12 protein-coding genes and 1 riboswitch are annotated in these 12,843 nt (G+C 36.4%); of the genes, 5 read left to right on the plus strand and 7 right to left on the minus strand.

All coding sequences use genetic code 11. The annotated features are described in order from the left end of the window. Positions 1-104 precede the first annotated feature (104 nt). The 6 genes from V7150_RS15410 to thiT all read right to left on the minus strand — a co-directional run bounded on the left by V7150_RS15410 (position 105) and on the right by thiT (position 5,981). Positions 105-2,135 carry a transglycosylase domain-containing protein gene (locus V7150_RS15410; RefSeq protein WP_335519950.1) on the minus strand — a complete coding sequence of 677 codons (2,031 nt, stop codon included), beginning with the start codon at positions 2,133-2,135 and terminating at the stop codon, positions 105-107. Positions 2,136-2,271: 136 nt separating this feature from the next. Then, the gene (locus tag V7150_RS15415) at positions 2,272-2,730 is read right to left on the minus strand and encodes a helix-turn-helix transcriptional regulator (protein WP_335519953.1); all 459 of its coding nucleotides are present in this window, start codon (positions 2,728-2,730) and stop codon (positions 2,272-2,274) included. Between the two features lie 110 nt (positions 2,731-2,840). Then, complete coding sequence (locus V7150_RS15420) at positions 2,841-2,996, minus strand: FeoB-associated Cys-rich membrane protein (protein ID WP_335519957.1); 156 nt, start codon at positions 2,994-2,996, stop codon at positions 2,841-2,843. A 21-nt stretch (positions 2,997-3,017) separates the two neighbouring features. After that, on the minus strand, positions 3,018-5,021 hold the full coding sequence (gene feoB, locus V7150_RS15425; RefSeq protein ID WP_335519960.1) for a ferrous iron transport protein B: 2,004 nt from the start codon (positions 5,019-5,021) through the stop codon (positions 3,018-3,020). Continuing rightward, positions 5,021-5,245, minus strand: coding sequence for a FeoA family protein (locus V7150_RS15430; protein WP_024030721.1), 225 nt, complete (start codon positions 5,243-5,245; stop codon positions 5,021-5,023). The genes feoB and V7150_RS15430 overlap by 1 nt, the downstream gene beginning before the upstream one ends. Before the next feature lie 148 nt (positions 5,246-5,393). After that, positions 5,394-5,981, minus strand: coding sequence for an energy-coupled thiamine transporter ThiT (gene thiT / locus V7150_RS15435; protein WP_335519963.1), 588 nt, complete (start codon positions 5,979-5,981; stop codon positions 5,394-5,396). A gap of 323 nt (positions 5,982-6,304) precedes the next feature. Beyond that, positions 6,305-6,411: riboswitch (TPP riboswitch) on the minus strand. A gap of 230 nt (positions 6,412-6,641) precedes the next feature. On the opposite strand from thiT, the gene V7150_RS15440 reads away from it, so the two are divergent. From V7150_RS15440 to V7150_RS15460, 5 genes are all read left to right on the plus strand, one after another. Beyond that, a complete protein-coding gene (locus V7150_RS15440) occupies positions 6,642-7,796 on the plus strand; it encodes a histidine kinase N-terminal domain-containing protein (protein ID WP_335519965.1) in 1,155 nt (384 codons plus the stop codon). A gap of 116 nt (positions 7,797-7,912) precedes the next feature. Next, positions 7,913-8,464 (plus strand): GNAT family N-acetyltransferase, encoded by a 552-nt coding sequence (locus tag V7150_RS15445; RefSeq protein WP_335519968.1) that lies wholly within the window; start codon positions 7,913-7,915, stop codon positions 8,462-8,464. 293 nt (positions 8,465-8,757) lie between these two features. Beyond that, complete coding sequence (locus tag V7150_RS15450; RefSeq protein WP_335519970.1) at positions 8,758-10,053, plus strand: hemolysin family protein; 1,296 nt, start codon at positions 8,758-8,760, stop codon at positions 10,051-10,053. Between the two features lie 259 nt (positions 10,054-10,312). Further along, entirely contained in the window at positions 10,313-10,747 is a 435-nt protein-coding gene (locus V7150_RS15455) for a MerR family transcriptional regulator (protein ID WP_335519972.1), read from the plus strand. Positions 10,748-10,807: 60 nt separating this feature from the next. Next, the gene (locus tag V7150_RS15460; protein WP_335519974.1) at positions 10,808-12,160 is read left to right on the plus strand and encodes a hemolysin family protein; all 1,353 of its coding nucleotides are present in this window, start codon (positions 10,808-10,810) and stop codon (positions 12,158-12,160) included. A 91-nt stretch (positions 12,161-12,251) separates the two neighbouring features. Here the strand turns inward: V7150_RS15460 and V7150_RS15465 are convergent, their stop codons facing one another. Then, on the minus strand, positions 12,252-12,548 hold the full coding sequence (locus V7150_RS15465) for a hypothetical protein (RefSeq protein WP_335519976.1): 297 nt from the start codon (positions 12,546-12,548) through the stop codon (positions 12,252-12,254). Between the last annotated feature and the right edge of the window lie 295 nt (positions 12,549-12,843).

Genomic DNA, 12,843 nt, shown 5'->3' on the forward strand with positions numbered 1-12,843 from the left:
GATGTTTGCCCTCTTTTTTACTCATAACACCTACGTAGAGACCTTCTACGCGTACTTGCAAAAAGGCATTAAAAAAGGCACGAATTTCTTCGCACCTTCCTGAGTTAATGTCCGTTGCCTTTTTCTTTATTCTTATGTTTCTTATCCCACTTTTCTTTTTGTTTGTTCCATTTTTCTTCCCACTTTTGCACTTCATTGTTAAATTTCTCTTGAAAATTATTGCGATTCTTTTCTTCTTCTTCCTTTTTTCTCTGTTCAATTAGTGTAGAAATATGGGTTACCTGAAAGCTTTGGTTTGGTGAATTTTTTAAAGCTTCCTTCATGACTTCTCGGAAAATAACCGATGCCCCTGTTCCGCTAGTGGGCGTTATATAATGCTCAACATCGGTTTTATCATAGCCAACCCAAATCGATCCTACTAACTGCGGTGTATAGCCTACAAACCATTGATCCTTCAAACCGTTGATCCCTTTAATTGGAACCTGTGTAGACCCTGTTTTCCCCGCCGTTTCCCGGCCTGGTATTTGTGCCGGTTTTCCTGTTCCTTGCTCTACAACACCAAGAAGCATTGTTGTCATATCGTCGGTCACAGCTTTTGTCGTTACCCGCTCTTTTTGGACCTTCCACTCAGCTACGACATTGCCATTGGAATCAACTATTTTTTTGATCGCATGTGCTTTGATTCTAACACCGTTATTAGGAAAAACTGAATAAGCTTCTGCCATGTTCAAAGGTGAAACGCCCTTATGCAAGCCGCCAAGAGCCATTGATAAATTATGATCTTCTTTGTCTAATGAAATACCAAAACGGTTAATCGAATCTACCCCTTTTTCAATTCCTAATTCATTTAGGAGCCACACCGCTGAAACATTTTTTGATTCCTTTACTGCTTCATACATTGGTACTTCTCCTGCATATTGATGGTCATAATTGCTAGGTTGATAATTCCCAAACTTTATTGGCTCATCTTTTAACATATCTGTGATTTTCCAGCCCTCTTCAAGTGCCGGAGTATAGACAGCTATAGGTTTAAATGAAGATCCTGGCTGGGCTTTTAATTGGGAGGCACGATTATAGCCCCTAAAGGTATGCTCTCCTCTTCCACCGACAAGAGCCCTAATCCCGCCTGATTTTGGATCCAGTAAAACACCACCGCTTTGCACAAGACGGTCATTTCCTTTTGGAAATAATGCATCATTTTGATAGGTTTGCTCCATCGCCGATTGCATAGTCGGATCAAGCTCTGTATATATTTGGTAGCCTCCAGTCAATAATTCATCCTGTGTAAACCCATATTGATTAATGGCTTCATCTAATACTTGATCGACATAGTATGGATATTTCCCGCGGAACGGGTCGCCTCCTTTATCATTCAAAACCACTTTTTCCTGTTTCGCTTTTTCATATTGCTGGCTGGATATAAATCCTTGCTGTTTCATTAGGGCTAACACAAGATTTCGTCTTTCTGTTGCCTTTTCCATATGTTCATAAGGGTTAAGAGCAGAAGGCGCCTTTATTAGCCCCGCAAGTAATGCTGATTCGCTTATGGACAGGTCTTTAACCTCTTTTGCAAAATATTTGCTGGCCGCTTGTTTAATACCATATGCACCATTTCCAAAATAAATTTGGTTCAAATACATTTGCAGGATTTCCTCTTTCGTGTATTCCCGTTCAACAGCTATGGCTAAAAATACTTCCTGCATTTTTCTTTTTAGCGTTTTTTCAGAAGTTAGAATCGTATTTTTCGTTAATTGCTGTGTAATCGTACTGCCGCCCTCGACCATCTCGCCTGCCTTTAGGTCACGGAAGAGAGCTCTAGACATACCTATTAAATCAACGCCATTATGCCGGTAAAATCGATGATCCTCAACGGCAATGACGGCATTTTTCATTGAATCTGGTACTTCCTCAATTGGCACTCCTTCATTTTTATTGGCTGATACCTTACTTGCCACGTTCCCGCTTACATCATAAAAAACGGTGGGCTGGGGCAGTTCATTTTTCAGTTCTGATATATCTGCATCCTTAGAAAAATAATATAGAAGTCCAAAAAAGCTTAGGATTATTATTAACACCAATAATACGATTACTTGGAGAAAATGCCACTTTTTCCAGTTTTTTAAAATTCCATTCATTTTACCTTTAAACACCAATTCGATGACATCCTTTATCTGTAATCTCTATAACAGGTATACTTTTCGATTATCAATGCGTTTTTATGACGGTTCAGTATAGATCGCATTAAAAAAGATGGGGCCAGAGTCCTCATCTTTACATGTCTTTATTGGTTATTTCTTTGAAGCGCTGTTTTGAAAGCTTTTCATCAAAGCTGCTAAAGATGCGGTAATTTCTGTCATCTAATATCCGAAAATGTTTACTTAAAATATTTTGCTGAAGAATAAACCCATTTTTTTGTGATAATACTCGCCACCAAATGCGGCCGCCCAGTGTTTTTGTTTTCCGAAGATCGATTCCATCGAGGGCAACCGTTTCTAGCACCTCAAGGGGTTCGTTTCCAAATAAAAATTGTACTGTTTCCGTTTCGCGAAAAAGCGCACAAATCGAAACAACTGTAGGCCAGTTTGCCAGAACTCTTCCTTTTTCAATTTGCACAAGTGTTTTCTTTGATACACCAATAATATCTGCCATTTTATCCTGCGTATACCCTGCTTCGGTCCGTATTAGACGAAGCTTTTCAGAAACCTGCATGATAATTTCATCCCTGGTCATGTTAAGCCCTTCCTTCAATTGCATCTAGTGTAATTTTACACAAGTTTCCTATATCAATCAAATGATATGAAAAAACTGCTATCAGCTATCGATAGCAGTCTTTTTACTATTTATTTTACATTGGGCGGCAGGCCGCACTGACTTGAACATGAACTTTTTAAATCACATGCGGCGCATTTTCCCTTTTTCGATTTATTAATAAACTTCACTAATGCAAAGCTGGCGTATCCAAAAATCGCTACACCAATGATAACACTGGCAATCATTTGCTCCACCTCTTTTTAAAATTAAACCAGTCCAAACAGCTTTCCGCCTTGGTAAATAATTAAGGATAGTACATAGGCAATCGCAAATGCATAAATCATTGAAAAAGCCGTCCATTTTTTGGATCCAGTTTCTTTATAAATTGTCGCCGCAGTTGCTAAACACGGAATATACAAAAGGATAAACACCATGAAACTATAAGCAGAAAGCGGGGTATAGAAATCAGCCAGTAATCCCTGCAGGCTCGCATCATTTGGAACAAAATAAATAATATTCATAGTTGAGATTATAGCTTCTTTAGCAAGGAATCCAGTAATTAATGAAGCAGATGCCTGCCAAGTACCAAAACCAATTGGATCAAAAATTGGTGCAATAACATTTCCAATCGCTGCTAAATAACTATGATCCATATCTACTTTTAATCCATTAGGACCAGCATAAGATAACAGCCAGATAAAGACGGAACCGGCAAAAATAAAGGTACCTGCCTTTCTAATGAACCCCTTCCCTTTGTCCCATGTGCTTCTCCATAATGACTGGAACTGAGGAAGCCTGTAAGGAGGCAGCTCGATAACAAATAAAGATGTTTCTGATTTTAATAAAGTAGTAGAAAAGATTTTTGCTAAGATTAATGCTACAACGATACCTAATACATAAAGGCTAAGGACCACAAATGCCTTATGGCCTGCAAAAAAAGCTCCTACAAATAATGCATAAACGGGCAAGCGGGCTGAACAAGACATTAACGGTGTCAGGAGAATCGTTAAAAGCCTCTCCCTCGGAGTTTCAATCGTTCTAGCAGCCATGATTCCAGGTACATTACAACCAAAACCGATCATCATCGGAATAAAAGCCTTACCATTTAATCCTACCGATTCCATAATCCTGTCCATTACCAAGGCAACACGTGCCATATATCCGGAGTCCTCTAATAATGAAATAAAGAAGAAAAGGATAAAGATTTGCGGTACAAACACAAGAACTCCGCCAACCCCTGCTATCAATCCATCATTAATTAGGGAATGAATAAAATCTGATGCATTGATGGCTGTTAAAACTTTTTCAAATCCAACTGTTACAGGACCTGTTAAAAAGGCATCTAAAGCATCTGATAATGGCGTTCCAAGCCAATCAAATGTAAGCATAAACATCAAATACATTAACAGCAAAAAGATTGGCATACCAAGAAACCGATTTGTTACAATGCTGTCGATTTTTTCAGACAGCGGAATAACTGAGTTACTTTTTTTCGCTACTTCTGCGACGATTTCCTCAATGACTTCTTTTCTTTTTAAATAAATAAAGTTTGCTAATGATTTAATGTCATTTTGTTGCAACAGTTTAGATTCTAAGTTTGCCATAATGGCTTGTAATTTTTTTGAATCAGCAATACTATTAACATAGTTTTTAACATATTCATTTCCTTCAATATATTGAATTGCAAGAAAGCGTGCGGAGTGATCGGTTTTCCCCAACACCTCACCGGTCAATGCTATAATAGCTTCCTCAACCTCTTTTCCATAATAAACGAGGTTCTTTTTCGCCGGACGAGTTGATTCCGTTGCGATAACATCGACTAGCTTGTCACAACCTTTTCCGCTCCTTGCCACGACGGGAACAACAGGGACACCAAGGGCATTGGAAAGCTTCGAAGCATCTATGTGAATCCCACGCTTATTCGCCACATCAATCATATTAAGACCGATTAAGGCGGGCTTCTCAAATTCAAGCAATTGAAGAGTCAAATGTAAATTCCGTTCTAATTGCGATGCATCTAATATATTTAACAAGCGATCAACAGACTCATTTAAAAAGAAGGAGGTTACAACACCTTCATCCTTTGAAAGTGGATTAAGTGTGTATACACCAGGTAAATCAATTAAATGACCGATATTATTTTTGAATACGCCAACTTTCTTTTCAACTGTAACACCGCTCCAGTTACCAACATACTCATAGGAACCTGTTAGATTATTAAACAATGAAGTTTTCCCGGTATTCGGGTTTCCAATAAGAGCGATTTCCATTATATTCTCTCCACTTCAATCTGAACTGCTTCTTTGCGACGAATTCCAACACATTGTCCGCATGATTCAATCATAATCGGGCCGCCAAACGGCATGACGCATTTTACACACACTTCTGACCCTTCGGTAATACCTAAATCAAGCAAACGTCTTTGTACCAGGTGACCAACATGAGAAATGTCAATGATCTTTCCCTTATCTCCTGCTTTTAAAGAACCAAACATGTATATCACCCTATCTATGTTAATTGAGAATGATTATCTTTCTATATTGACATTTTAACACTTTTTTTATGGAAAAGGCATACTAATTTTGTGACAAAAGTTCGAAAAAAAAAAAGAAAGGTGATCTTCCTTTCTTTTTCCATCGATATTAATATTCTTGTAAAAAACTTTTCTTTGGCATTGCACCAATCACAAGGATGATGATTATCGCACTGATTATAAAGCTTGGGAGCATATACGTTCCATTATATATGAGCGAGTAAATGGTTACCGGCTGGCCCTTAGGCGCATATTCACCGAAGAACACAATCCCAGAAACTACATGACATAGATAGCGAAGAAAACTTCCCAAAAAAGCACCTACTACTGTATATATCATCCATTTACCTTTTTTCCCTTCAGCAAGGGATTTTTGGATTTGACCAACAAAAATGCCTGCGAAGCCAACGACTGTAAAGGCGATAAAATAATCAATGATACCTTGAACAATGGTATAAATTTGTGCGAAGCCAAGAATAAATTGTAATAATCCAAGTAAAAAACCTGTTAATAGTCCTCCCTTTATTCCCCAGCGGTATGCCATAAGGAAAATTGGCACCATAGCGATAGAAATGGATCCACCCTGCGGCCAAAATCTTGCCATTAAGAATCCCGATAATAAGTCCAGTAAATAGGCAAGTGCAGTAAAAACCGCAATTTCCGTTAAAAATAGTGTGTTACTTCTCTTCTTGTTCATTCTTCTTCCCCCTATTTATGTTTGGATCCGTTTGATATCTTCCTAAAAGCAACATGGTGCCAAAAAGAAAAGCGGAAGCGCCTTGAACAGGGGCGACAGGCATAAGAAAAGCCGGCGAGAAGGCTGCAGTTTAGCCTTCTTGACGGATTGGCTTATGACCCCGAGCCCCTAGGCACTGCAGCTAGACAACAATAAAAGCGGTAGCGCCTTGAACAGGGGCTTATGCCCCAAGGCCCATAGGAGCTGCAGCACTTGGAATTCTATTTCTTATCTTCAAAACAAAAAAGCAATGCACGACGAAAAGGATTGTCTGCATTGCTTTAATATCCGGCAAACCACATCCCTACGCTAGCGTTAACTAACAGGTTCATAGGGTCAGAACTCGAACGTTCACTCTCAGCCGCCTATAGCAGCTCCCCCTGTGGAAGTATTCAATTGTTTCCATAAAAAATATACTATTGATTTATTGTTTTTACAAGGAAATCATTACACTCATGTTGTAATCCTGTCATATTCTAGTTAAATCATCCTAGATAGTCATATTTTTTAACAAAAATCATATTGGGAAAAATATTTATCTTTTATTTTAAAAAGGATTTTTGCCGTCATCAGCGAATTATCATGGTAATCAGTTTTGTTAATACCATAGGGGGAAACAAAATGTTTACGGGAGAACAAACGGATTTAATCGATTTTTTCAATCAAAACAAAGAAAAATTGGTAAAAGAATGGGAAAATGCTATTGTGATTAATCTTGATGACCCCTTCAAAATGAAAATTCGTGATAACGGGGAAGCATTATTAAATGTGTTACTTACTATGCATTTAAGATCTAACCAAGAACTGTTAGATATTATTGAAAAAATTGCGATAGAGGTGTCAGAAGAAAGGGTATTGGCCGATATTAACATTGGTGATTTTGTCTATAATGTCAATCTTGGCAGAACGATTTTATACAGTTATTTAAGTAAAACAGGAATCTCATGGTCAGAAATGCAGAAATCAATAAATCTGATTAATTTTTGCTTTGATAAATTTTTATATTTTGCCGTGTCCCATTTTTCAGAAGCAAAAAATAAAATTATTGAAGAAAAGACAATGTTCATTGATTCGACACACCAGGATCGTTTGACACTTCTCGGACAAATGACCTCAAGTTTTATTCATGAATTTAGAAACCCGCTTACATCTATTCAAGGGTTTATTCAATTACTTAAAGCTGATTTTCCAAATATGAGGTATTTAGATATCATTTCATGTGAATTAGAACAGCTTAATTTTCGAATATCCCAGTTCTTATTACTTTCCAAAAAAGAATTAATTGGGAAGGAGAAGGTTCAATTCGGGTTAAATAAACTTATTGATGAAGTATTAAACTTCCTTTATCCAAGTATTCTTGACGGTAAAGTAAAAATCAAAAAAGATTTAAGTGAAGATTTTAGCTTGAATGGCTATGCTGATGAAATCAGGCAGGTTTTTATAAATATCATATTTAATGCGATTGATGTTCTGAATCATCATGAGACTCCTACTCCCACCATTGAGATTAACAGCTGTTTGGAAAATAACCGGCAAATTAAAATCAGTATTTCCAATAATGGCCCAGTGATCCCGGCAGAATTACGAAAAACAATTTTCGAACCTTTTTTCACGACTAAAAAACTTGGAACAGGTCTTGGATTATTTGTATGTAAAGAAATCATTGAAAAACATAAAGGAAATTTAACCTGTGATTCTTCGATGGATAAAACCACTTTTTCAATTTACTTACCTGTTGCCTTAACACCTGCAGGTCAGGATGAAACAATTTTATAAGCATAACGCCAAATCCCACTTTTAATAAAGCAGGGATTTTTTTATTTGTTTGATCTCCCGACATTGCCCTTTCATGCATATGATATACAAAAATTTTTTTTCGGGAGAATTGGCCTATGTTTACATTAAAAGTTGACCATGAAATCGAACTTCAATTGTTTCAAACACATCATGCCATAAAGCTGTATAAACTTGTAGAGGAAAATCGTGAACATTTGCGCGAATGGATGCCATGGGTGGATAATATGACAACCCTTTATCATTTTGAGTCCATTATTCCGATGTGGCTCACGCAATTTGCTGAAAATAGCGGAATGAACGTTGGTATTGTTTATAAAGGTGAACTCGTTGGCTCGTTGGGATTAAATCAAATAGATTGGTACAACAGCATGGCAAGTATCGGTTATTATCTCGCTAAAAATGCAGAAGGCCATGGTATTATCACTCGGTCTGTTCATGCCTTTATTAATTATGCCTTTTTCCAATTAGGATTAAACCGTATAGAAATTCGCTGTGGTGTGAAAAACAAAAAAAGCCGAGCGATTCCTGAACGGCTTGGTTTTATGAAAGAGGGAAAACTTAGGGACGGAGAACATTTAAATGGCCATTTTCATGATCTAATCGTTTATAGCATGCTTGCACGTGATTGGAATTCCTTGCACATTTAAAAATATACTTAATGTCGTCAGTTTGACGGCTTTTTTTTTGCCGATAGGAAAGCATAAGTGCACTAAGGGAAGCTTTACAGTTCAAAAGCTATGTTTTTCGATGACTACGCATCATGAACCGCCTAAAGGGGTTCCCCAATCGGCAAATTTTCTTATCTATTTTCCACGTTTTTTCTAATTAACACTTTTTTTGAAATAATATTATGACAATCTTATGTAAAGTTGGAAATAATAAAAGTATATAGAGTTAATAGTAAGTGAGGTGGCATACCCCACTATTTGTAGGGTGACCGATGATTTGGATGAATGTGATTATAATAGCTGTTCTTATTGCCTTTACTGCTTTTTTTGTTGCTTCAGAATTTGCCATTGTAAGGGTAAGAACAACTCGAATAGACCAATTAGTATCCGAAGGTAACAAAAAGGCTGAAGCTGCGAGAAAGGTGATCTCTAATTTAGATGGATACCTTTCGGCCACACAAGTAGGCATCACCATTACTTCTTTAATTTTAGGATGGCGGGGCGAGTCTACAGTCCGGAAACTTTTGGAGCCAATCTTTTCATGGATTCAATTACCGTTATCTATAGAGCCCATTATTTCGACGGTTCTAGCGTTTGCGATTATTACTTTCTTCAATGTAGTAATCGGTGAATTAGCACCGAAAACATTTGCGATCCAAAAGGCTGAAGAAATTATTATGTTAGTTGCCCAGCCTTTGATATTATTTTATAAACTTTTATATCCGTTCATTTGGATTCTTAATCGTTCAGCTCGATACATAACAGGGCTATTCGGAATTAAACCAGCTTCAGAACAAGAACTTGTCATGTCCGAGGAAGAATTGCGTATGCTCCTATCCCACAGTTATGAGAGCGGTGAAATAAATCAATCTGAGTACAAGTATGTAAATAAAATATTCGAGTTTGATGATCGAATTGCAAAAGAAATCATGGTGCCGAGAACTGAAGTCATTACACTATCCAAAGAGGCTGCGATGAATGAAATTATCGAAACAGTTAGACAGGAAAAGTATACAAGGTATCCAATAATTGATGGTGATAAAGACAATATTTTAGGAATTGTCAATATAAAGGAAGTTTTAACGGATTGTATCCAGCAAAAATGTTTAGGTGAAAAACCACTTATTCCATATTTAAAGCCAGTTATTCGTGTGATTGAAACCATACCGATTAAAGAACTTTTACTGAAGCTGCAAAAAAACCGTTCACATTTGGCAGTTTTATCCGATGAATATGGCGGTACTGCGGGAATCGTAACGGTCGAAGACATTCTTGAAGAAATTGTCGGGGAAATTCGGGATGAGTTTGATATTGACGAACTCCCTTTAATTCAGAAAAAGGGAAATGGAAATTTTATTTTGGATGGAAAAGTCCTGATCAGCGAAGTAAATGATCTCCTGGGCACTACTCTTGAAGAGGAAGATGTAGACACGATTGGCGGCTGGTTTTTAACGCAAAAGTTTGATGTCCAAAAAGATGATGTCATTGAAAAGGACGGATATACTTTTCAAATTAAGGAAATTGAAGGTCATCATATTATGTATATTGAGGTAAAGAAAACTAGCTGATTGGCGAGCCGTTAGGCGAAGACAGAAGCTTAGTTGCACTTATGCCTGATGGGAAAGTTTACTTTCCCATCGGCTAAAAAAGGAAGCAACGTCTCCTGATTAGGGGACGTTATTTATAAAGTTAAATTTTTGTAATATTTTGATTTCGATATTCATATTTGCTGTGAATTTCCATAAAATATTGATATCAACTAATATCCCAACCAGAACGTTTGACTGTACGGTTTAAATTCATTATAATTATTGTTAATTTTATATATTGTTGAGGTGGTATGATGGGGCTGTCTATCGAATTGGTGAATTAGCAGAAATAGCAATGGTTTCTAAACGAACGATTGACTATTATACGTCTATAGGGTTATTGAAGGCAGAACGCTCTAAGTCAAATTACCGCATTTATTCGGATGAATCATTAGAGGACTTAAAATTTATAGAAGAATGTAAGAGTCTGCACTTTCCATTAGACGAGATTAAAAGAAAACTAGAAATGCGTAAAGAAAAAAACATTCGTGCATCAGAAGTGGAAAAACATGTAAGTTCCGTAACACAGCTTATGAAACAACTTAATAGTGACTTGTTTGATCTTATACCAATTCTTGAAAAATTGGATGACGAACAAAAAAAGAAGCTAACGAACAATCTAAGCATACTCCGGACAGCACTAGTGAAATCCCTTTTGAATGTAACGAGTTAATTTTTTTAAAAAACTGGGAGGTGACTCCTTAGCCGTCAAAAAACGGATAAGGGAACTTATTTGGACATATTTAACTTGGTTATTATAGCCATTTTAATTGCCTTAACTGCTTTTTTTGTAACTTCAGAATTTGCTATTGTTAAAATTAGAAGTTCAAGAATTGATCAGTTAATTGAGGAAGGAAATTCGAATGCTGTTTCAGCAAAAAGAGTTATATCAAACTTGGATGAATATCTGTCTGCCTGTCAATTAGGTATTACAATAACTGCCTTAGGTTTAGGTTGGATTGGGGAATCGACAATTGAGCACATGCTTGGCCCTCTTTTTCATGAACTAAACATTCCTAAGAGCGCATCGCAAATATTATCAGTTGGAATTGCGTTTGCAACCATTACATTTTTACATGTTGTGGTTGGAGAACTAGCACCTAAAACACTGGCCATCCAAAAGGCTGAACTGATCACTTTGATTGTCTCACGTCCGCTGATTCTATTTTATAAAATCATGTACCCTTTTATTTGGGTTCTAAATGGGTCAGCACGGGTTGTAACTAGCATATTTGGGCTAAAGCCCGTTTCCGAAAACGAAATAGCCCATACGGAGGAAGAGCTTCGAATTATCCTTTCTGAAAGCTATAAAAGTGGTGAAATTAATCAATCGGAGTTTAAGTATGTAAATAAAATTTTTGAATTTGATAACCGGATTGCAAAAGAAATCATGGTTCCAAGAACCGAAATGGTTTCGTTGTCAAAGGATGATTCATTAGAAACCTTTCTTCAGGTTTTACGCGAAGAAAAGTTCACAAGGTACCCTGTCATTGATGGCGATAAAGACCATATTATTGGTCTAGTCAATATCAAGGAGCTTATGACCGATTTAATTGGCAATGAAAATCTATCATCTCACACATTAGAAAGTTATACTCGCCCAATAATTAGAGTAATAGAAACCATTCCAATCCATGATTTATTAGTTAAAATGCAAAAAGACCGTGTGCATATGGCAATTTTAATGGACGAATACGGCGGAACATCGGGACTTGTTACGGTTGAAGATATCCTTGAAGAAATTGTTGGAGAGATTCGTGATGAATTTGATATGGATGAAATTCCAGAAATCCGCAAAATTAAGGATAACCATTATATTATTGACTCAAAGGTTTTAGTAAGTGAGATCAATGATTTATTGGGTGTTGAAATTAATGATGAAGATGTAGATACAATCGGCGGCTGGATTCTAACCGAAAATTACGAGGCTAAAGAAGGCGACATCATTCTTCACGATTCTTATACCTTTAAAATCCTTGATATGGAAGAACATCATATTAAATATATTGAAGTAACAAAAAATATTCATAATGAAGAAACCAACATCCCACAGATAGCCCTATCTAAATCAGAAGTCCTTTCATAAGTATTTTTCTTTCATTTAAAAATAGACCGATTCACTCGGTCTATTTTTTATAAAAAAAAACTGTATAATTTCATACAGTCTCCATTTTAAGTTATTTTGTTTTTAAAATGATTATATCCTCTTCTGCTTTTGCTAATTTCACTAAATGAGAATCGAGGCGGCGGTGGATATGCTGAATTTCACTGCTCTGTTTTTCCTCAATACGCTGAAGTGAATCTTTAATATCAGATAAATCAATTTGGTTTACTTCAACCCTATGTTCAATGCTGTCCATCTTCTCTAAGCTCGATAGCCTTTTTTCAATGTTTTCCAATGTGGCATTAAATGTACTGACTAAGCTCTTAATATCTTGTATCTTTTCAGTTAGCTTTTCAAATTGTTTTTCCATTTTTTCGAAAACTCCTTGTCGTATTTTTTTCTTTTATTTTATCACCGTTTTATCATAAACATGTTACAAAAACAGCAACAATAACGGTTAAAATCCAATTAAAAAGATTCCAATAGAGCATTCAGAAAAAATGATTTGCTTTTTTTATTAAACGTTTTTCCATTCATTGTTGATTTATTGGAAATATGTGAACAATTCAAAGCTAAAAAATGAACATTTTTTTAAATCATTGCGGTTAGGTGAAGATTGTGAAAAATGTCACATGCAAAATTCTTGAAAAGATATAATCTTTCAA

This window comes from Neobacillus drentensis (assembly GCF_036965245.1).
GTDB lineage: Bacteria > Bacillota > Bacilli > Bacillales > Cytobacillaceae > Neobacillus > Neobacillus drentensis_G.

Excerpts from the sequence above, each read along its gene's own strand:
- V7150_RS15420 (WP_335519957.1), bottom strand. The coding sequence starts at position 2,996 with ATGATTGCCAGTGTTATCATTGGTGTAGCGATTTTTGGATACGCCAGC.
- V7150_RS15410 (WP_335519950.1), bottom strand. The coding sequence starts at position 2,135 with ATGAATGGAATTTTAAAAAACTGGAAAAAGTGGCATTTTCTCCAAGTA.
- V7150_RS15430 (WP_024030721.1), bottom strand. The coding sequence starts at position 5,245 with ATGTTTGGTTCTTTAAAAGCAGGAGATAAGGGAAAGATCATTGACATT.
- V7150_RS15440 (WP_335519965.1), top strand. The coding sequence starts at position 6,642 with ATGTTTACGGGAGAACAAACGGATTTAATCGATTTTTTCAATCAAAAC.
- feoB (WP_335519960.1), bottom strand. The coding sequence starts at position 5,021 with ATGGAAATCGCTCTTATTGGAAACCCGAATACCGGGAAAACTTCATTG.
- V7150_RS15450 (WP_335519970.1), top strand. The coding sequence starts at position 8,758 with ATGATTTGGATGAATGTGATTATAATAGCTGTTCTTATTGCCTTTACT.
- V7150_RS15465 (WP_335519976.1), bottom strand. The coding sequence starts at position 12,548 with ATGGAAAAACAATTTGAAAAGCTAACTGAAAAGATACAAGATATTAAG.
- V7150_RS15415 (WP_335519953.1), bottom strand. The coding sequence starts at position 2,730 with ATGACCAGGGATGAAATTATCATGCAGGTTTCTGAAAAGCTTCGTCTA.
- V7150_RS15445 (WP_335519968.1), top strand. The coding sequence starts at position 7,913 with ATGTTTACATTAAAAGTTGACCATGAAATCGAACTTCAATTGTTTCAA.
- thiT (WP_335519963.1), bottom strand. The coding sequence starts at position 5,981 with ATGAACAAGAAGAGAAGTAACACACTATTTTTAACGGAAATTGCGGTT.